Source organism: Nostoc parmelioides FACHB-3921, from assembly GCF_014696625.1.
Lineage (GTDB): Bacteria > Cyanobacteriota > Cyanobacteriia > Cyanobacteriales > Nostocaceae > Trichormus > Trichormus parmelioides.
In genome coordinates this window covers 86,869-106,372 of sequence record NZ_JACJQL010000020.1, presented here as the reverse complement: position 1 = coordinate 106,372, position 19,504 = coordinate 86,869, and the positions used below count along the sequence as shown (strand labels likewise).

Sequence of the window (19,504 nt, the reverse complement as noted above, 5' to 3'; positions counted from 1 at the left end):
AAGGTTTTGCAATTGGATAAACATCAATAGTAATTACTAGAGAAGAAGCATGAGTGAAAATTATTCTCATGCTTTCTTATCCTCTTGCTTTTATTTTGTCTAGTTTTGCTTAATTGGCAAGAGGCACTTCAGCGATCGCACTCAAATCAACAGACCTTAATAGTTCTTGCCAAGAAGTCATCACAGTTGGATTATTTGGTTGTTTTCTTTTTAATTCGGCAAGAGTAGCCAGGGAATCATACCAGATGCCCATATTAGCTAACTTGGATGCTAATTGTACAGTAGGTTGATTATTTAAATTTCGATGAGATTCAACTCGACGAATCCATCCACTTATCCAAGGACTATCCGGCTCTAATTCTTCAGTACAAATCATCACTAAAGACCATTGATAATTCTGTCCTATTTTTAGCGCTGACACTGAACTAGGAAGCTTAATTTCTATCACCCCAGGTTTCTTAGACAAGTTTAATATTCTCTGGTAAGATTGCTTTCCTCGTTCATCCTGCAAAGCAAAAAGTGCTGTTTTAGCATTCGTTTGCGGAACATAAACAAATATTGCCGGACGCTCTGCCACTGTCAAGCCAATATTAGTTTTTGGTAACAATGGTGTCACTGAAGCTTGAATAGTTGCGCTCACATCAGCACCGCAAGTAGAAGCATCACGGGATGCTCCTCCAATTGAGTTTTTTGGAGCTTGTGCTTTAGGTGGTCTAAAAGTTACCTGACCCATACTGGGTGTAATTCCAATGGGAATTGAGGATAAAGAAATTAACCACAAAACTACCAATAACTTTGGTTGGAAAAGATATTTATGTTCTCTTGCCATAAATTTTGAAGACTGTCTAAAAGTAATTTACTGCGGATACCTTATTTCTAAGGATTATATTACTTACTATTATTCAATGTTATTATTTATTTTATTGCATCAGTATAATTACTATTGCCATGTTTTTATTAACAAGTAACGAGTTAATCACAAATCTCTTAAGATTCTTATCAGGGAATTTTATGAAAAATTATTTATTCATATAAAAGAAATTCATGAAGTCAAATAACAGTTTCAAGTAGAGATTTAGTAATTATTAAATCAAAAAGCTGAGTTTATAGTTTTTATAATTATTTTGGCTTTTCCGATCAATCAATGTGTGCAATTTATAATACTTACTTGAAAATACTTAAAATTGATAGATAAAAATTTTGACCACGAGTCTTATTTATAGTTGACTTTAAAAAAACAACATACTCAAAAAGATTGATTGTCTACTTCTATATGAAAAAAAAAATTATTTTTACAAATGTTTCATATCGGAACATCACAATATTTTCTATATTGTCAGTTGATATATTTATTCCTGATAAATTACTGGTATGAACTGCAAACAGTACAAAAAAATACATACAATCCTATCTCATCGAATCACCCAAATAGCTCTGCATACAGCAAAACCACTGTTAGCTTTATCGGCATTAATAGGATCTGCTATTCCTGCCCAAGCTGTCACATTTAACTTTACCTATGAGCCAGGAATCACACAGGAACAGATTGCAGCAGTTGAGTTAGCAGGAAATATTTGGTCTGTTTACCTACAAGATATAGATGTTGTTATCAACATCCATGTTGAAATGACCGAAGGTGTTTTGGCTGAGGGTAAATTGGGCGGTGCAACCCCAGCAATTCAAAAGATCAACTATGACAAGTTCAAGGAAGGTTTGGGTGCAGATGGTACAGCTAATATCCATCAGTTGCCAACTTCTACCCACAGCAGTGATAAATATAGAACTAGACTAGCAGGCGGCATCATTAATAGTAGTAATGATGAACTTCTGACAACTACAGCCAATAATAAAGCTCTCGGTAATGACTTGAGTGGTGATGCTTCTGGATTAGATGCCTATATTCAACTGGAAAAATCGGTTAATTGGAGTTACAGGTATGCTGGGGGCAAAGTTGATCAGAACCAATATGATTTTGTCAGTGTAGCTATCCACGAAATTGGGCATAGCTTGGGTTTTATTAGTGGTATTGATGCTTTGAGTGGTTTAGCTTTACCTACCGCTCTTGATATGTTTCGCTACTCTACTGAGAGTGCCAACCAAAGAGCAATTGACTACACAGTTGGTGGAACTAAATACTTCTCAATCAATGGTGGGCAAAATCCATTTAACTTTACTCAATCGAAAGGAAACACTCCAACTGTACACCAAGCACTCTTTTCCACTGGCGAAAACACTCTCTTGGGAGGTGATGGAGATCAGGCTAGTCACTGGAAAAGCAATAGCCAACCCTATTTAGGGATTATGTCCTCAACCATCAGTATGGGAGGAATTAGAAAAATTTCGAGACTGGATCTCACCGCTCTCGATTACATTGGTTGGCAGGTTGATTATTCCCCAACAATCAATTTGCCTGCTTTATCTAGAAATGCCCAAACTAAAGCACAACAAATTTGGGACTCCCAATTTGATGGTAATACAAATAATGATGCCATCCGCGATCGCTCTTCTGATGTGCAGCAAATGATGCAAGAAAGTGGCATCTATAACTGGGGCTGGAATGGTTATTGGCAAACAGCTCATCCTGCTCCATAGTTACCAATCAGTATTCGTACTGACACTAAAAAATAAGCTGCTGGTTTAACTAATTACTAACATACATCAAGCAATCCTCATTTAACATTCATACAACCTATCTATAAGAATGATCATTAAAGAATTACCAATATGTCTCCAAATCGTTTGAAATCCCTGCCTTTATTGAAATTACTTACACCCCTCACCTTAGCTGCTTCAATGGTTGTAAGTAACACTTCAGCTCAAGCCTTACAGTTTAATTTCACCTACGCACCTGGTACAACCCTCAACCAAATGCTTGGTTATGAGATGGCTGGTAGGTATTGGTCAAATCACCTATCTGATGATGTCACCGTCAATATCTTTATTGAGCCAACAAATATGTTACCTACTAACGTTATTGGCGGCGCAATTCCAGGTGTGACTTCACAAAACTTTACTACCGTTTCTCAAAAACTACAAGCAGATGCTACCTCACTGACCGATCAAAAAGCAGTTGCTAGTATATATAACCGATGTAATTCAACATCAACCTTTGTGCAACAAGGTACTGGTGGATATGTGCAGAATAACTGTACAGGATATAATGCTTACGCTAGACACTATAATGGTGGTTCTTTTAACACCAATTATACTTACGGTGTCAACAATATTAATCTGACCCGTGCGAATGCTAAAGCGTTGGGGTTGATTGATGGTCAAGATACTGGTTATGATGCTTACATTTTGGTGAGTAACTTAGGTAATGTCACCCAGTCTCTCTCATGGAATTATTTTTCTGCGACTAATAGCAGTAACACTATTCCCACAAGTACCCTCGACTTTTTCAGTGTGGCTGTACACGAACTGACTCACACCCTTGGCTTTATTAGTGGTATGGACTCACCTGAATATACAAACTTATTGAAGACGACAAGCAGCCTGAGCGGTGCAGATATGTCTAGATATGGCTATTTGATGGATATGTTTCGATTATCTGGAAATAGCTTGAATAATCTAGGTATTCCTGATATATCTCCTGGTGTAAATACCATGTTATCTATTGATAGTGGCACAAGCAAATTAGCTGATTTGTCTTCTGGTAACACCATATTTGGAGGAGACGGTTCTCAAGGCAGTCACTGGAAAAAAGATGCTACTTATGATGGCATTATGGAGGCTAGTCTGAGTGCAGGTGGTACGAGAAAATTAGTCACAAATAACGACCTAACCGTCCTAGACGCTCTAGGTTGGAATCTACAGCAGAACAATCAAGACTTACTCACCATCTTCAATAGTGCCAAATCTAGACTCGCCAGCAAAATGGGAGTCACTACCAGTTGGATGGATGCTAATACTACTCAAGCCGCTTTACGTCTAACACCACAATACATTGATGCCAATAACAATGGCTATGACGATCGCGGTGAATCCTTAAACAAGATGATTAATACCAGTGGTACTTATAACTGGGGTTGGAATGGTTATTGGTGGGGTTGGAATGGTTATTGGTGGGGTTGGAATGGCTATTGGCAAAATACCGCCAATTTAACCACCGATGGCTTTTGGCAAAATTTTGCTTGGGAAACACTGGATGAGTATGAATATAGCAACTCTGACCATTTGAGTCGATCTTCTCAGGCGCAATCTGTACCAGAACCTACAACTATCTTTGGATTATTAGGAATGGCTGTAATGGGTATTGCTACAAAACTCAAGCGTCATCGTTAACTAGTCCAGCAGGTTTAATTCTATGAAGACAAAGATCTATCAGAAGCAAAACAAGTCTCTTAGGTTACTAAAATTACTGACACCTTTGATACTGACTGGTTCTGTTGTCATGGTTGGTAGTACATCAGCTCAAGCCTTACAGTTTAATTTCACCTACGCACCTGGTACAACTCTCAACCAAATGCTTGGTTATGAGATGGCTGGTAGATATTGGTCAAATCACCTAGCTGATGATGTTACCCTCAATATCTTTATTGAGCCGACCAATATGTTACCTAAAAACGTCATTGGTGGAGCAATACCAGGTGTGACTTCGCAAAAATTCAGCACCGTTTATCAAAAGCTACAAACAGATATTACCTCATCTAGCGATCGCACAGCTTTAAATAGTGTATATGACCAATGTCATACCAGCCTGACCTTTAGCAATGGATCATGGCAAAATCAATGCACAGGATATCAATCTTTAACCAATACCTATACATATGGACTAGCTGACTTAGAGATTCAGTCCGATGTCAAAAACGTCAATCTTACCCGTGCTAATGCCAAAGCTTTAGGAATTATTAGTGGTAATGATCCTGGTTATGATGCCTATATACTGGTGAGTAACTTAGGCAATATTAACAAGCCTCTCTCATGGAATTATTTTTCGGATACCAACACCAGTAATAATATTCCCACTCTCACTTTAGACTTTTTTAGTGTGGCGGTACATGAACTAACTCACACCCTCGGTTTTATCAGTGGTATTGACTCACCTGAATACGCAGATTTATTGACAAAAAAGTTATGGTTCACCAGTGATGATATGTCTAAATATGGCTATCTTATGGATATGTTTCGTTTATCTCAGGATAGCCGCTTTTGGAATAGGCCTGATATATCCATTGGTGTAAATACCATATTATCTATTGATGGTGGTATGACCAAGTTAGGTGATTTGTCTACTGGAAGTACCAAATTTCGAGGAGACGGTAGTCAAGGCAGTCACTGGAAAAAAGATGCTACCTATGATGGCATCATGGAATCTAGTGTAGGTGCAGGTGGGACAAGGAAGTTCGTAACAAATAATGATTTGACTGTTGTAGATGTCCTGGGTTGGAATCTACAGCAAAATAATCAAGACCTACTCACCATCTTCAATAGTGCCAAATCTGGACTCGCCAGCAAGATGGGAGTCACTACCAGTTGGATGGATGCCAATACCACTCAAGCCGCTTCACTTCTGACACCACAATACATTGATGCCAATAACAATGGCTATGACGATCGCGGTGAATCCTTAAACAAAATGATCAATAGCAGTGGTACTTATAACTGGGGTTGGAATGGTTATTGGTGGGGTTGGAATGGCTATTGGTGGGGTTGGAATGGCTATTGGCAAAATACCGCTAATTTAACCACCAATGGCTTTTGGCAAAATTTCGCTTGGGAAACATTAGATGAATTTGGTGATGGCGACGATGACCATTTGAGTCGATCTTCTCAGGCGCAATCTGTACCAGAACCCACTACTATCTCTGCATTGGTAGGAATGGCTGTACTTGGCATTGCTGCACGACTCAAGCGTCGTTGTGAAAATTAGCAAATTGGAAGAGTTCTATTGTTAGTTTAGTGAATTTTTGGGGAATTATAGCTTAGTTACAAAGACAATATCCCATTCACAAACATCATCTCTGTTGATTTTAATCAATCTCATTTATCCCACTCGCTGACAGTCGAATTGATGTTTGCAAGGGGATTTTATATTAACGTGAGTTCGACAAGTCTTTTCTGACCTCTCCCCCAACCCCTCTCCGACGCGGAGAGGGGAGTAAAAAGCATGATATATCAACTAAAAATCCAGGTTTTAAAGCCTCTCTCCTTGCAGGGGAGCCAGTTGCGTGGGCGGGTTTCCCGACTTGAGCAAACTGGCGTGAGAGGTTTGGAGAGGGGTTTTTTCCAGTTGTCGAACTCACATCATATTACATAATCTAGCAAAAAATCTATACAAAAACTAAGATGCTGAACTCTAAAAAAACAAAAATATTATTATTTTTTACCTTCTGTTTAGTTCTAGAAACACCTTTAAAGGCATTAGCACAGACTCAACTAAATCCTGATAATACTGTACCTACTAATGTTAATAGTATTAGTGGTGTGCATGATATTACTGGTGGCAGTAGACCAAATAATGGTGCTAACCTGTTCCACAGCTTCCAATATTTTTCAATTCAATCAGGTGATACTGCCAGGTTTATTTACGATACAGGAATTAACAATATCATCACACGGATTACGGGAGGTTCGCCTTCCCAAATTAACGGGACTATTCAAACACTTCTCAATGGTACTAACAATATAGGCAATGCCAATTTATTTCTAATTAATCCACATGGAATTATCTTTGGTGCTAATGCCAAATTAGATATAGGTGGCTCATTTATTGGAAGTACAGCAGATAGCATCAAATTCGCTGATGGGAGAGAATTTAGTGCTACCAACCCTACAGTTAACCCGATTCTGAGTGTTAATGTACCTCTCGGTTTGCAATTTGGTTCTCATCCCACCAGCACCATTCAAGTACAAGGTTCAGGCAACAATTTAAGACTCAATCCCGATTTTTCTATTGATAACAGTAAGCGTCCACCAGGATTAAGCTTCACAACCCCAAATGGTCAAACTTTAGCACTAGTTGCAGGTAAGGTAGAACTCAATGGAGGAAATATAACTGTACCCCAGGGAAGAGTTGAATTATGGTCTGTGAATCAAGGTGAGGTGGCAATCACCAATCCTAGTGGACAGCTACAACTACAACCCACACCAGGAATTAATTACGGTAATATTGCTCTTCTGAATGCTGCTTCTGTAGATACTAGTGGTAATAGTGGTGGTTCTATCGAGGTGCGAGGGCAAAACGTGACTCTCGAAAACGGCTCAGTCATAGTTACAGATACCACAGGTAATGGTTCTGGAGGGATATTAAATATATCTACATCTGAGGCTTTGACTGTCAAAGGCTTTATATTAAATCCTAATAACCAGGTGTCTAGCGGTGTACTAGCTGATGTTGGCTCTGGTGCAAGTGGAGATGGAGGTAAAATCACTATTACCACGAAAACTTTACAAATGAGCAATGGGGGTCAAATTTCGAGCGGTACTTTTGGGACTGGAAATGCTGGAGAATTGAATGTCACAGCTGAGAATGTGCAGGTAAGTGGTATTTCTCCCTTCGGGCCGAGTGGTTTATTTGTTCCTGTTGCGCCAGGTGCAACAGGAAATGGGGGTAATTTAACAGTTCAGACTAATAAATTACAAGTTACTGATGGCGGACAGATATTTACCACTACCTTTGGGTTTGGTAAAGCTGGTGATTTGAAAGTTTTTGCTGAAGATGTGGAAGTTATCGGTGGGACAGAATTTGGCCCTAGTATTATTGCCGCTACAACCATAAAAATACCAACGATTCCAGAGCCAATAGCCACTTTTTTAGGTGCTGGTTTTGGTAATGCTGGTAATTTAATGATTGAAACCAATAACTTACGCGTTGCTGATGGGGGTCAAATTGCTGTTAGTACCTCTGGAAATGGCTCGGCTGGTAACATGACAATTAATGCTAACTCAGTAGAATTGACAGGTACTAATCAATCTGGTCGTAGTGGTTTATTTGCTAATGCTACTGTTGGCAATGGTAGCGGTGGGGATTTGAACGTGAATGCTAATCGCTTAGTTGTGCGTGATGGTGCAACTATCAATGTTAGTAATTTCCTGAGCCGAGATCCAGAGAATCGGCGGGGTTTAGCTGGTAAAGGTGCGGCGGGAGATATTACAGTCAATTCTGCTTATATTCTACTAGCAAATCAAGGGACAATTACTGCTGATACTAATGCTGGAGATAAAGGCAATATTAGGATTCAATCGGACACATTGCCAATGCTGCGTGGTAGTCAAATTACCACCAATGCCCGTAATAGTGCAGTTGGGGGAAATATTAATATTACTACCAATACTTTAGTTGCTTTTGATAATAGTGATATTACCGCTAATGCCCAAAAAGGTTTTGGTGGTAGGGTGGTTGTCAATGCCAAAGGAGTTTTTGGGATTCAATTCAGTCCCCAACCGACTCCAGATAGTGACCTGACGGCTTCTTCTGATTTGGGTGCGGAGTTTAATGGTACTGTAGAATTGAATACGCTAGATGTTGACCCTACTAGCGGATTAGTGAAGCTACCAACTAATTTTAGCGATCGCTCACAGCAAATAGCCAGTGGTTGTAGTGCAACACGACAAAATCGTTTTGTTGTTAGTAATCGTGGCGGCTTACCTGCCAATCCTACCGATACCCTCAGAGGTGAGATAGTTTGGCATGATGTCCGTGATTTATCCAATGAAGTAGCTAACTCAACAGCAAACAGTAGCTATCAAACTGCTAATAATCAAGAACCAATTGTTGAGGCTCAAGGATTAATTGTTGGTACAGATGGTTCAATACAGCTACTAGCATCCATTCCAAAGGTAACGCCTCTCACTCCGTGGCAAGTATCACCTTCATGTGATGTTAAACCCTAAGGTTTTATCTAGGCTTTGTGTCCTAATCTATCTGGTTATGGCTATATTTAGCATTTAAAAGTTTTTACAAGTTTGTTGCATAATCCATAGTGAGGGCTGTTGACCGTTGACAGTCAACAGTCAACAGCCCTTATTAATAGTTATGCGATTTAGGCACGCATTAGCTTAACTCGTAAGTGATGTAGAAATTCCTAAACTACTTGTCGTATTCCAGGAAGACCGTTGTCAACCACAAATGAAGCTCGATTGCTAATTGTCCCAGATGGAGTTAAGACATTTGACATGACCAGATAGTCTGATCGCCAAGTGGTAGGAGTGACGGTACAACGCACATATCCCCGTTGACCGTTGTAGAACTTAATGTGGGGATTATCTGGTAAGTACGCTTGCACTGTGGGATTAATATCTGCACCATCTCCACCGGAGCTAATGGAGGTACAGACAAACTCACTACCCAATGTGGCAGATTCTGGGTTATTGAAATTGGCTTTGAGATCCATTGCCCAGTGAGAATGCACATCACCTGCTAAGGATATAGGGTTAGATGGTTGACGCTGTGCAATAAAAGTCATCAAGCGATCGCGGGAAGCCACGTATCCATCCCATTTATCCATGCTGAAAGATTGACCTTCTCCCGGTGTAAAGTCTCTCTGAGCAATGGGAACTTGCTGTGCTAATACATTCCACCTCGCAGAAGATTTATCTAGTCCATCAAATAGCCAATCTTCTTGAGCTTTACCTGTAATAGTGGCATTAGGATTAAGCGCGTCTAAACAACCTGTTCTCGTACCATCGCCGCAGGGTTGGTCGGTGCGATATTGGCGAGTGTCTAAAACATGGAATGTGGCTAGGTTGCCAAAGTTTAATCGGCGGTAAAGCTGCATATCAGGGCCGACTGGTCGAGAGAAAGGACGCAGAGGCATATGTTCATAATAAGCCTGATAGGCAATGGCTCGCCGTTGTGCAAAAATAGCTGGGTCTTGGTCTGCTTCAGTATCGATTTCTGAGATCAAGTTGGCGTAGTTGTTTTCCACTTCATGGTCATCCCAAGTTGTAATCCAAGGGAAGGCTGCATGGGTGGCTTGCAGATTGGCATCAGTTTTATATAAGGCGTGACGATTGCGATAATCTTCTAAGGTGAAAATTTCGGAACTATTGTGTTGTCTTGGTCGAGTCAGATTGATCCCACCTTCGTAGATGTAATCGCCAACATGAACAACTAAATCCAGATCATCCTCTGCCATATACTTATAAGCGGTGTAATAACCTTGCTCATAATGTTGGCAGGATGCTAACGCAAACTTCAATTGATTGGAGAAACTACCGGATGCGGGTGCAGTGCGAGTCCGGCCAATGGGACTAGCTTCGTTACCAACGTTAAAGCGATACCAATACCAAGTATGAGGTGAGAGTCCTTCTACCACTACTCGTACAGAGTGAGCTAGTTCAGGAGTTGCAAGTACCGTTCCCCTGGAGATAATGCGCTTCATGTTAGAGTCGGTGGCTACTTCCCAGCGAATCGGCACATTCACAGGTGGCATTCCACCGCCATTTAAAGGTTCCGGAGCTAAACGAGTCCAAATGACAACGCTAGTGTCGTAGGGTTCGCCTGATGCCACACCCAGCTTAAAGGGATAATCGGGAAATCTGCTTCTAGCGATCGCTCTTTGATGAGAAAATTGGCTGGCAATAGCTAAACCAGTGAATGCTCCCGCACCAATCATTAAGTTGCGTCGCTTGATCCGACTTTGCAGGAACTTCTGAACATTATGGTAATCTACCATTCTCTACTCCTGACTAACAAATAGTTTGTAGCATTGCGACAGCTAACACAAAAAACACGTTACTTGTCATACCATTTGAGATTTTTAAATTCGGTCATTCAGATTTTATAGTCATGGGTTGACTTGAATCTATAACTGAATTTAAGATAATTGGTATTATTTACTTACCCAATTAAGGTTTTAGCTACCATAACTGTTATTAATGTGTTAGTTGTCGTGTTTTCACGTCATAAAGTTACTGATTGTAGATTAATTCTTGACAAAGATGAGGTTAATATAAACTTAAAAAATATTTTCTAATTAATATTTAAAATCACGACCCATAAAAGCATACATAAAAATGAAGAATGAATAATCAATTAATCATTCTCCATTATTATAAAATGAAGTTTTATCTGACAGTGACTAATGCTTTTATCTCACAACGAGTTTTTTCCTCTTCATGAAAGTGACAGTACCCGCTAAAACAAGACCTCCTAACATGGCAGGTTCGGGAACTTGAGTGTAAGAAACTGTACCTGATATTACTTCAAAATTTGGATCATTTACAGAGTAAATCGTAAAATCTTCACCAGCGATTTCATATCTGATAAAACTGCCAGGATTAGTCTGATCATCAAATTGATAATCTAAGGCGAAAGATATTTGACCTGTAGAAAAATTGTTAAGAAAAACAATAGGAAAATTTGGGTAGTCAGGATCATCTTGTTCGGTGTAAATAGTAGATTCACCTGCAAATTGAAACGAAAGAGACTGAACTATGGCCTCGCCGTTAAGCAAAGTTGAGTCATCAAATCTAAATAGTCCACTGCCTGTTTTTGTAGGACTATTAACGGTAAAAGCATAATCAACAATAGCGGCCGATGCTGGCTTTGCTTCCACACTCGCCAACCCCAAAACCAAACTAGCAGTAGCAAGGACTAGTCGTGAACCAAATTTCATCTCTGTTTTCCTCACCATAAACTTTTAATACTATGCACACTGCCATCTTTCTCTTGTAGTTTTTAACTCCTTTTGACTGACAAATAGGAGCTAATCACCGATAAAATCAGTGATAACAAGAAGTGATGATATTCCTTTGAAAATCAGAAAATAGCTGCCCGATGATTTGTAACTAAACTATCTTGAGGGTATGAGTTTAAGTCAGATTTAATGAGAGGTAAAAATAAAAGATAATTAGTGAATAGCTATTAAAATTCTTTATCCACAAGGAAATGAGGAATCTAGTAATAGGTAATATCTCAAGTAAAACCCTTGCAACACAGGGCTTTCAAGTCCGTCAACAGCTATATCAATAAAACCAATTTGCAATTAATACAGCCACCGATAAGGGGTGGCTGTATTTAACTATGAATTGTAAATTTTGAATTGATTCATCTCCTGATGGTGGATTTTTTTATTTACTAAATTGTTCAATAATGCCACCACCTAAAACCTGGTCACCATCATACCACACCGCCGCTTGTCCAGGGGTAATGCTGAACTGGGGTTCATCAAATGCCAAGCGGACGCGGGAATTCTCCAGAGGAATGACTGTCACTGGTTCAGGCGCAGAACGATAGCGGATTTGTACGGCTGCACGAATTGGGGTAGATGGTTCAGCGATGGAAACCCAATTGACTCGGCTAACAGTACATTCTTCTTGAGTAGCTTTAGTGCGATCGCCTACTACTACTTTATTATTAATTGCATCCAATTCCACCACATACAGTGGTTCAGCTGCGGCAATCCCTAAGCCTTTGCGTTGACCAATTGTGTAATGATGGACACCATCATGTTGTCCTAAAATTTTGCCTGCGGTATCCACAATATCGCCTTTTTTGGGTGCGATATACTTATCCAGAAAAGCTCGCATAGAACCGTTACTTTCAACTAGACAGAGGTCTTGGCTTTCTGGCTTATCGGCGGTTTTTAGTCCATATTCGGTGGCGATGCGACGGGTATCAGCTTTTTCCATTTCTCCTAAAGGAAATAGTGAGGCTGCAAGTAAATCTTGAGACAAATCATACAGGAAATAAGATTGGTCTTTGTTGCGGTCAACAGCCCTTAATAGTTGGTAACGTCCACTTGCTTCGTCGTAGTGAATACGGGCATAATGACCCGTAGCGATGCGATCGCATCCCAATTTTTCACTGGCATACTGCACCATTGGCCCGAACTTAACCGTTTTGTTGCACTGAGAGCAAGGCAATGGCGTAATCCCAGCGCCATAACCACTCACTAGATAATCGACAATATGAGTTTGAAACACATCCCGCATATCCACCACTTCATGGGGAATACCTAACTGTTCACAAATATAAGCCGCGTCGATCATCCCTTCAGAGCAACACTGACCTTTGCCTTTCATCAGCCAAAGGGTTAAACCAATTACTTCATAGCCCTGATTATGGAGGATAGCGGCGGCTGTGGAACTGTCAACGCCACCAGAAAGACCGACGACAACTTTTTTCATAGTTCTAAATTTTGCACAAGATAGCGCTTTGCGGAATTTGAAATTTAAAAATCTACGCTATGTAATAATTTCGGCTGTTTTTATCTACTAAATTAATCGTAGGTTGATAAATTTTTAACTGCTCAATTGTAGCATATATCCCTTAAAAGCCTTATTAGTAAAGCGCTTCCGTTCCCCATAGTATATAATTTTCGGCACGTTGAAAATTAAGGGAGTTGATGACCGCGTAAACCCTGACTAAATTTGTTGAAAATTTCTGGCATCACTCACAGCAACTGCATATTTTTTTATGTATCCGTTGCCACCTGAGCATAGTCCCTTTAAGCTAGCAGTATAAAGTTCTACTAATTTAGTGTCTCAAGGCAATAGTCCATAAATTTTGTTTCTACCATGTCTATTCAGATAACGAGTAAATATATTACATTGCCGATAATGCCATTGTTATTAGGCAGTTGGTTAACACTAGTTCCTAGTCCAGCGCCAGGACAAATCAAAAACAATGATAGAGTTTTGCTAACTCAATCGGGAGTCTTTGAAAGTTTACCACCACCGCCTAATGTCCCGACCCAGGAACAGGAAGTGGAATTTAACCAATATCAACAGGATTATCAGCCCTATCAACCAGTACAGTATCAATCTGGACAAAACTTTCAACGTTATTTTGTATATGTTGACAATAATAGTTACGACACTCTACAAAGAGTACGGCGCATTGAACCCAGCGCTTACATCCGCCAGTACAATGGTCGTTCTGTAATTCAGTCGGGAGTTTTCAATAGAGAATCAAACGCCCAACAACGAGTTAGAGAATTAGAGTCATCTGGTATTTATGGTGCCAGAATTGCTGGTAGTGGCGATGGACAGGGGATACCCAACTCTCCTGGCGGGGGAAATTATGGAAGTGAACGGTCTAGGTATTATGTGACTATCCCCGCAAAACCAGAAGAGGTTCCTTCAATTGCCAATCGCATTAGGTTAGCTGTGGGACGAAATAGTTTTGTCAGAGAAAGAAGGCAACCTCTAGGGCCACACGTAGCAGTCGGGCCTTTTGTTCAACGGACGGAAGCAGAACAATGGAACAATTATCTGCGAAATATGGGATTTGGTAATGCTAGGGTTTACTACGGAAAGTAATCCCAGGAAATCAAGACTAGGGGCTAGTACAAGTAGGCAAAACTAAAACTATAATTATGTCTCAAGCCCCTTATCTTCAGCACAACTAAGGGAACAACAAAAAATAAATTATCCGAAATGGATGGTTTGGTAGGGTGCGTCAGTGCCATAGAACCTAACTGTACTCAGAAAATATTCATACTGACGCATTCTACAATTTTGGATATTTTTTTATCTGGAAGTCCCTAACTCAATTTCTCAACCGAAAGCGTACTGGCATTTTATCGGACGGATAAATTAACAGGTTTTGCTGTAACTGTTCCAGAGAAGAACGGCCGTTGACTAACTCCCAGTCGAAGTGACGGAGCAATAATGCTAGCATCATAGTCCCTTCCAGCATTGATAGATGCTCTCCCAAGCAACGATGAGGCCCTGAGCCAAAGTCTATCATGGGCAGCGAACTAGTTTCTTTACTCTTGTCTAACCAACGTTCGGGCAGAAATTCCTCAGGATGAGCATAGATTTCTGGATCTCTTCCAGCAGCAAGCATTGACCAAGATATTCTTGTACCACTAGGAATCACTTTACCCTCAATTACCGTGTCGCGTTGAGCCTCCAAGGAGGTCGAGCCTGAGGCGACTGAATAAAGGCGCAACGTCTCCTTGAGAATTGCGCTGATATAAGCCAATTCCTTAAAGCTGTCTATATTAATATTGTCTTGACTTTGCCAAGCTTGGTCAACTATCTCCCGTGCTTTCTGAAAAACCCTTTGATTTAAGCTCAACTCTCCTACTGCAAAAGATAGAGTGTGAGCTGTTGTGTCGGTACCAGCTATGAGGAATTCAACAGATTCTGCTATTAATGTTTGGCGATTATATTTTGGTTCTTTAGCTGCAATTCTAACTAACATTGATTCCCGAAACAAAGGACTGACTTGCGGAAAATCAGTACTTTGTTCTCTCATCTGTAAAGCTAAGTCTACACGGGGAGTTAAAAATTCCTCTAAATATCGTCTTGATGCCCAATAATCTTGTGAATTCTTGGTGGGCAAATATTTCATCCATATCTTCTCACCTGTAGCTTGTCGTAGAAATCGATAGCCTACAACACACATTGCTTCGTACACCTTGAGAACTTCCAGGGGAGGCCCTTCATTAGTAGTAATCGTTCTATCCACAGGGATACCTAGTACAAGCGAGGAAATCACCCTCATTGTTAGTTCTACAAACAGGGGATCTACCTCAACTTCTTTTGGTGGTGCAGTTTCCTTGAGTGTGTCAATTACTTGTTCACAGGCTTGGTTAATAATTTTAAGATATTTGGCGAGACTGCTAGAACTGAATTCTGGGTTCCAAACTTTGCGTCGCCATTGCCACTCATTTCCTGTTTCTCCTATAAGAATGGGGCCACTGATATCGTTCCAAGCTTGGCGCAATCGTGTGGATCTGATTAAGCTACCATCTCTCATTCCATTGATGATGGTATCTTCGATAACTTTTGGTTTACTTAAAATGACAACTGGATAACTACCATTCCAGACAACATACATCGGGCCTAGCTGCTGGCTCCAATCAAAAAATAATTGGAATAATTTTTTTTGTTTCACTGCTGCTAAAACTTGCGGAAGATTTCCTAACAGCCAGTGTTTAGGAGGAGAGGGGAGTGATTGTAGGGATTTGTATTTTTTCTTTTGTTTCCACCAACGCCAAGCAAATGTTCCCGTTATGGTAGTAACGCTTAAGACTGTCACTAAATAGGGAATAGAGGAAGAATTATTAATCTGAGCAGTAACGTATTGGAACATGAATCCACCTTTGTCCAGGAAAAACTTCAAATCACCCAGATACTACCGTATTCTTTTACTCTAAGGTAAAACACTGATAATCAAAGGTTTTCAAATCTATCAACATTCAACAACCAACAGCTATATTTCGTGAAGTTTACTTAGTCAGAACATCTTTACACTACCAATAGTATTGGTAGTATTACAACTTTTTGTTGCGATCGCCCTCCCATTTTTGATGTCTGTACAAGTCACAGCACAGCAGTTGTAAAACTTCCTCTTCGCTTAAATCTACAATATACTTTTTTGCCATGCTCAACCCCTTTTTTGACTAGTTTATCAATTAGAGGAGCTTATACCAATTCAAAATTCAAAATTCAAAATTCAAAATCAAGAATCAAGGCAGAACAAGCGTTTGGGGCTTTATATCTGTCGCATTCTTTTTTCAAATTGGTATTACCCAGCAAAATTGTCTTGGTGGACTACTAGACAAGGTAGGAAATAATTTCTACTCACCCCGTCAACTGACTAATGACCAATTATTAACGCAGATTTCGATATTTTTTCTGGTTCGTTTTTTGAGAGCAAATCAGCAAAATCGTAGATTGTAACTTTTAGTAATGTTTCTAATTCAGGACTTAAGACTAGTTCTAGTTGCAGTTGTGGTCTACCTAGACCGATCGCTTCTATAATGTATTGTTCCATATGTATTAAGAATGTCTATAACTGCAACTAGCCCAGAATTTTTAACAGATACACAATGGGAAATTATCCATGCGATGGCGTAACCGCCCAGCGTAGCTGATCGCTCTCACTTTAGTAAAAAATAATACTGATGTCAACGAGTTAGGCAAAGTTATAGCTTATCTGTGTGCTGACCTTAATCAACCAGATGCGACCTCCAGGTTTTCAAGTATTTAAAAATCTTATAGCAACTAATTTCTAATTTCTGATCTCTTTTTCAACTTCGACAACAGCAAACACACCATACAAACTACTATTAGTGATACTGAAGAGGTAGGTTCCGGAATCGTCTGAGAATTTGGTGCAGGCTGATAAGGTGAATGATTGAAAGGAACACTACTAAGTAAATTTACAAATTCTTCAATATCACTCGATAAACTATTGTTATTAATCCCATGATCTCTTGCCAGAATAAGTCGGTTAAATGTTTGGGCTTCTTCTATACTTAGATTTTCTGTTAATCCAATAAAATCTTGACCAATTCTTCCCGTAAGAGAGCTAATTATATTATTAATTCTAGTTCTCATAGCTTGGGCGAAAAAATCTAAGTCATTGCTATGATTAGAGTTTGTATTGATATAATTACCATCTATTAATCTGTTGCCATTACCTATAACTGTATTGTTATTAGTAAAAATCCAGTTACCGTTACCAATAATTGTATTATTCTGGCCAAAATCCCAATTACCATTACCAATAGTTGTACCATCATTCCCAAAGTACCAATTACCATTACCTAAAGTTGTATTATTATTACCATTATCTAAGTACCAATTACCATTACCAATGGTTAAATTATTACTACCAAATTGCCAATTACCATTACCTAAAGTGGCGTTGTTAGTTCCATAGTCCCAATACCAGTTACCATTACCAATGGTTGTGTTTCTACTACCAAAATACCAGTTACCATTACCAATAGTTGTGTTATCAGTGTTAAAATTCCAGTTACCGTTACCGATTATTGCATTGTTACTGCCATAATTTGAATTAAAATTACCAATAATCGCGTTGTTATTACCAAAATCCCTGTTGCCATTGCCAATAGGTAAAGCACCAATTACAAAAGGATTGCCTCCCCCTACAAATGGATTATTAGCATTATTACCTAGAACTAATTGCAGACGATTAAAAATTAATTGCTGGAGATGAATGCCAGCATTTCCAGCAAAAGGATTAATATTATTACCTGGAAGATTGTTGGTATCAGGTGATAAATTATTTGCTACGAATGGGTATAGGTTATCGAAGGGCAATGATCTATTATTGGTTATAAACAATTGCTGGTATAAGTTATCAGTGATAAAGCTGTTGACACCACTGTTATCTGAGTTAAAAACAGACTCTTCCATCAGAAATAATCTCCTGTTTCTGAATTTAAATATTTATGAAAAAATACAGATGAACAAGGATAATTAGTAGTTACTATTCTATGTTCATCTATAAAATTAAGTTAAGTAGGTCAGCGCAAATAATTATTGTTGGCATAAGGCAGGGAGCAGTCGGAGAAATAGTTTGAGCCTTATTGACTTTTCTTCACATAGTTTTGTCTTATTGCACAGACTTACTTATTCGGATAAATCTAATAGTTAATACGGCTAAATACTAAGCAAAGGGATTGCTACCGCCTGCAAAGGGATTGCTACCACCTGCAAAAGGATTTTCACCACCTGCAAAAGGATTGCTACCGCCTGCAAAAGGATTTTCACCACCTGCAAAGGGATTGCTACCGCCTGCAAAAGGATTGCTACCACCTGCAAAGGGATTTTCACCACCTGCAAAAGGATTTTCACCACCTGCAAAGGGATTTTCACCACCTGCAAAAGGATTTTCACCACCTGCAAAAGGATTTTCACCACCTGCAAAAGGATTTTCACCACCTGCAAAGGGATTGCTACCGCCTGCAAAAGGATTGCTACCACCTGCAAAAGGATTGCTACCACCTGCAAAGGGATTTTCACCACCTGCAAAAGGATTTTCACCACCTGCAAAGGGATTGCTACCGCCAGTTAGGGGATCACTATTACCACTCTGACTGATAGCAGCCCAGGGGTTGACACCGCCAGTTAAGGGACTAGCAGGAGCATTTGGATTACCAAAGTTAGTAAAGGGATTACCTCCGCTACCACCAGTTGGTGTGCCACCATTACCAAAGGGATTATTACCATTACTACCTACAGCTCTGCCAAAAGCCTGGATAAGTGTTTCCTCGGTCACACCATCAATGTCAAGCAAAACACCAAAAGGTGATTGCCGAAGTAAACTACCGAGATTGTTAGTAGAGGTATTACTACTATTTGAGTCAGTCATTAAAAAACATCCTCCTAGAGTTGTGATGAAAATTTCGTTGGCACTGGAAATTCAAGAGAAAAAAATTCAACCAAATTACAAACTTACTCTCTGTTTTCTCTTGGAAAAGCTTGATATTGATAATTAGATATATTGAATTTTGATTGCTATATTCAGTTGCTTGACAATCAATAATTCCTACTAAATCAATCAAGCTTGTTAGACTCTCATGTCATTACAAATGATAATGATCTCTTATAAAATTTACAATGATAAATACTTTGTTTTACGAGTTTATAAATATACTATTTTTAGTAATTTAAAGCCGTTAATAATGGTTTTAAAAAGAAGTTGACGCATGATTGTTTAATTTGTGTCATGCGCCATTTCTTTAATAAGAATGAGTTGTTTTAAGTAAGTCGATGCAATAAAACCAAACTATGTAAAGAAAAGTAAATAAGGCTCAAACGCTTTCTCCCCCTGCTCCCTGCTCCCTGCCCC

General features: G+C 39.4%; 13 protein-coding genes. 5 read left to right on the top strand and 8 right to left on the bottom strand.

Going from position 1 to position 19,504, the window contains the following annotated elements:
* Positions 1–109: 109 nt before the first annotated feature.
* A complete protein-coding gene (locus H6G14_RS15360) occupies positions 110–829 on the bottom strand; it encodes a DUF928 domain-containing protein (protein ID WP_190568226.1) in 720 nt (239 codons plus the stop codon).
* Between the two features lie 542 nt (positions 830–1,371).
* On the opposite strand from H6G14_RS15360, the gene H6G14_RS15355 reads away from it, so the two are divergent.
* From H6G14_RS15355 to H6G14_RS15340, 4 genes are all read left to right on the top strand, one after another.
* A complete protein-coding gene (locus tag H6G14_RS15355) occupies positions 1,372–2,592 on the top strand; it encodes an NF038122 family metalloprotease (RefSeq protein WP_190568225.1) in 1,221 nt (406 codons plus the stop codon).
* A 132-nt stretch (positions 2,593–2,724) separates the two neighbouring features.
* Positions 2,725–4,284: an NF038122 family metalloprotease gene (locus H6G14_RS15350; RefSeq protein ID WP_190568224.1), complete on the top strand. Its 1,560-nt coding sequence runs from the start codon at positions 2,725–2,727 to the stop codon at positions 4,282–4,284.
* Positions 4,285–4,306: 22 nt separating this feature from the next.
* The gene (locus tag H6G14_RS15345) at positions 4,307–5,872 is read left to right on the top strand and encodes an NF038122 family metalloprotease (protein WP_190568223.1); all 1,566 of its coding nucleotides are present in this window, start codon (positions 4,307–4,309) and stop codon (positions 5,870–5,872) included.
* Between the two features lie 416 nt (positions 5,873–6,288).
* Positions 6,289–8,835: a two-partner secretion domain-containing protein gene (locus H6G14_RS15340; protein ID WP_190568222.1), complete on the top strand. Its 2,547-nt coding sequence runs from the start codon at positions 6,289–6,291 to the stop codon at positions 8,833–8,835.
* 191 nt (positions 8,836–9,026) lie between these two features.
* Here H6G14_RS15340 and H6G14_RS15335 read toward each other — a convergent pair whose 3' ends face one another.
* From H6G14_RS15335 to mnmA, 3 genes are all read right to left on the bottom strand, one after another.
* On the bottom strand, positions 9,027–10,619 hold the full coding sequence (locus H6G14_RS15335; protein WP_190568221.1) for an alkaline phosphatase D family protein: 1,593 nt from the start codon (positions 10,617–10,619) through the stop codon (positions 9,027–9,029).
* A 414-nt stretch (positions 10,620–11,033) separates the two neighbouring features.
* Entirely contained in the window at positions 11,034–11,561 is a 528-nt protein-coding gene (locus tag H6G14_RS15330) for a PEP-CTERM sorting domain-containing protein (protein WP_190568220.1), read from the bottom strand.
* 454 nt (positions 11,562–12,015) lie between these two features.
* Positions 12,016–13,074, bottom strand: coding sequence for a tRNA 2-thiouridine(34) synthase MnmA (gene mnmA, locus H6G14_RS15325; protein WP_190568219.1), 1,059 nt, complete (start codon positions 13,072–13,074; stop codon positions 12,016–12,018).
* A 390-nt stretch (positions 13,075–13,464) separates the two neighbouring features.
* Here mnmA and H6G14_RS15320 point away from each other — a divergent pair, with 390 nt between their 5' ends.
* The gene (locus H6G14_RS15320; RefSeq protein ID WP_190568218.1) at positions 13,465–14,208 is read left to right on the top strand and encodes a hypothetical protein; all 744 of its coding nucleotides are present in this window, start codon (positions 13,465–13,467) and stop codon (positions 14,206–14,208) included.
* 229 nt (positions 14,209–14,437) lie between these two features.
* Here the strand turns inward: H6G14_RS15320 and H6G14_RS15315 are convergent, their stop codons facing one another.
* The 4 genes from H6G14_RS15315 to H6G14_RS15300 all read right to left on the bottom strand — a co-directional run bounded on the left by H6G14_RS15315 (position 14,438) and on the right by H6G14_RS15300 (position 19,024).
* Positions 14,438–15,991 (bottom strand): cytochrome P450, encoded by a 1,554-nt coding sequence (locus tag H6G14_RS15315; RefSeq protein WP_190568217.1) that lies wholly within the window; start codon positions 15,989–15,991, stop codon positions 14,438–14,440.
* Between the two features lie 507 nt (positions 15,992–16,498).
* Positions 16,499–16,675: a hypothetical protein gene (locus H6G14_RS15310; RefSeq protein WP_190568216.1), complete on the bottom strand. Its 177-nt coding sequence runs from the start codon at positions 16,673–16,675 to the stop codon at positions 16,499–16,501.
* A gap of 230 nt (positions 16,676–16,905) precedes the next feature.
* On the bottom strand, positions 16,906–18,066 hold the full coding sequence (locus H6G14_RS15305) for an autotransporter outer membrane beta-barrel domain-containing protein (protein WP_190568215.1): 1,161 nt from the start codon (positions 18,064–18,066) through the stop codon (positions 16,906–16,908).
* Positions 18,067–18,319: 253 nt separating this feature from the next.
* Positions 18,320–19,024, bottom strand: coding sequence for a hypothetical protein (locus H6G14_RS15300; protein WP_190568214.1), 705 nt, complete (start codon positions 19,022–19,024; stop codon positions 18,320–18,322).
* Positions 19,025–19,504 lie beyond the last annotated feature (480 nt).

What these genes read in the sequence shown, in the direction of transcription:
- H6G14_RS15345 (WP_190568223.1), top strand. Translation starts at nt 4,307, where the DNA reads ATGAAGACAAAGATCTATCAGAAGCAAAACAAGTCTCTTAGGTTACTA.
- H6G14_RS15340 (WP_190568222.1), top strand. Translation starts at nt 6,289, where the DNA reads ATGCTGAACTCTAAAAAAACAAAAATATTATTATTTTTTACCTTCTGT.
- H6G14_RS15330 (WP_190568220.1), bottom strand. Translation starts at nt 11,561, where the DNA reads ATGAAATTTGGTTCACGACTAGTCCTTGCTACTGCTAGTTTGGTTTTG.
- mnmA (WP_190568219.1), bottom strand. Translation starts at nt 13,074, where the DNA reads ATGAAAAAAGTTGTCGTCGGTCTTTCTGGTGGCGTTGACAGTTCCACA.
- H6G14_RS15315 (WP_190568217.1), bottom strand. Translation starts at nt 15,991, where the DNA reads ATGTTCCAATACGTTACTGCTCAGATTAATAATTCTTCCTCTATTCCC.
- H6G14_RS15335 (WP_190568221.1), bottom strand. Translation starts at nt 10,619, where the DNA reads ATGGTAGATTACCATAATGTTCAGAAGTTCCTGCAAAGTCGGATCAAG.
- H6G14_RS15350 (WP_190568224.1), top strand. Translation starts at nt 2,725, where the DNA reads ATGTCTCCAAATCGTTTGAAATCCCTGCCTTTATTGAAATTACTTACA.
- H6G14_RS15355 (WP_190568225.1), top strand. Translation starts at nt 1,372, where the DNA reads ATGAACTGCAAACAGTACAAAAAAATACATACAATCCTATCTCATCGA.
- H6G14_RS15300 (WP_190568214.1), bottom strand. Translation starts at nt 19,024, where the DNA reads ATGACTGACTCAAATAGTAGTAATACCTCTACTAACAATCTCGGTAGT.
- H6G14_RS15305 (WP_190568215.1), bottom strand. Translation starts at nt 18,066, where the DNA reads ATGGAAGAGTCTGTTTTTAACTCAGATAACAGTGGTGTCAACAGCTTT.
- H6G14_RS15320 (WP_190568218.1), top strand. Translation starts at nt 13,465, where the DNA reads ATGTCTATTCAGATAACGAGTAAATATATTACATTGCCGATAATGCCA.
- H6G14_RS15310 (WP_190568216.1), bottom strand. Translation starts at nt 16,675, where the DNA reads ATGGAACAATACATTATAGAAGCGATCGGTCTAGGTAGACCACAACTG.
- H6G14_RS15360 (WP_190568226.1), bottom strand. Translation starts at nt 829, where the DNA reads ATGGCAAGAGAACATAAATATCTTTTCCAACCAAAGTTATTGGTAGTT.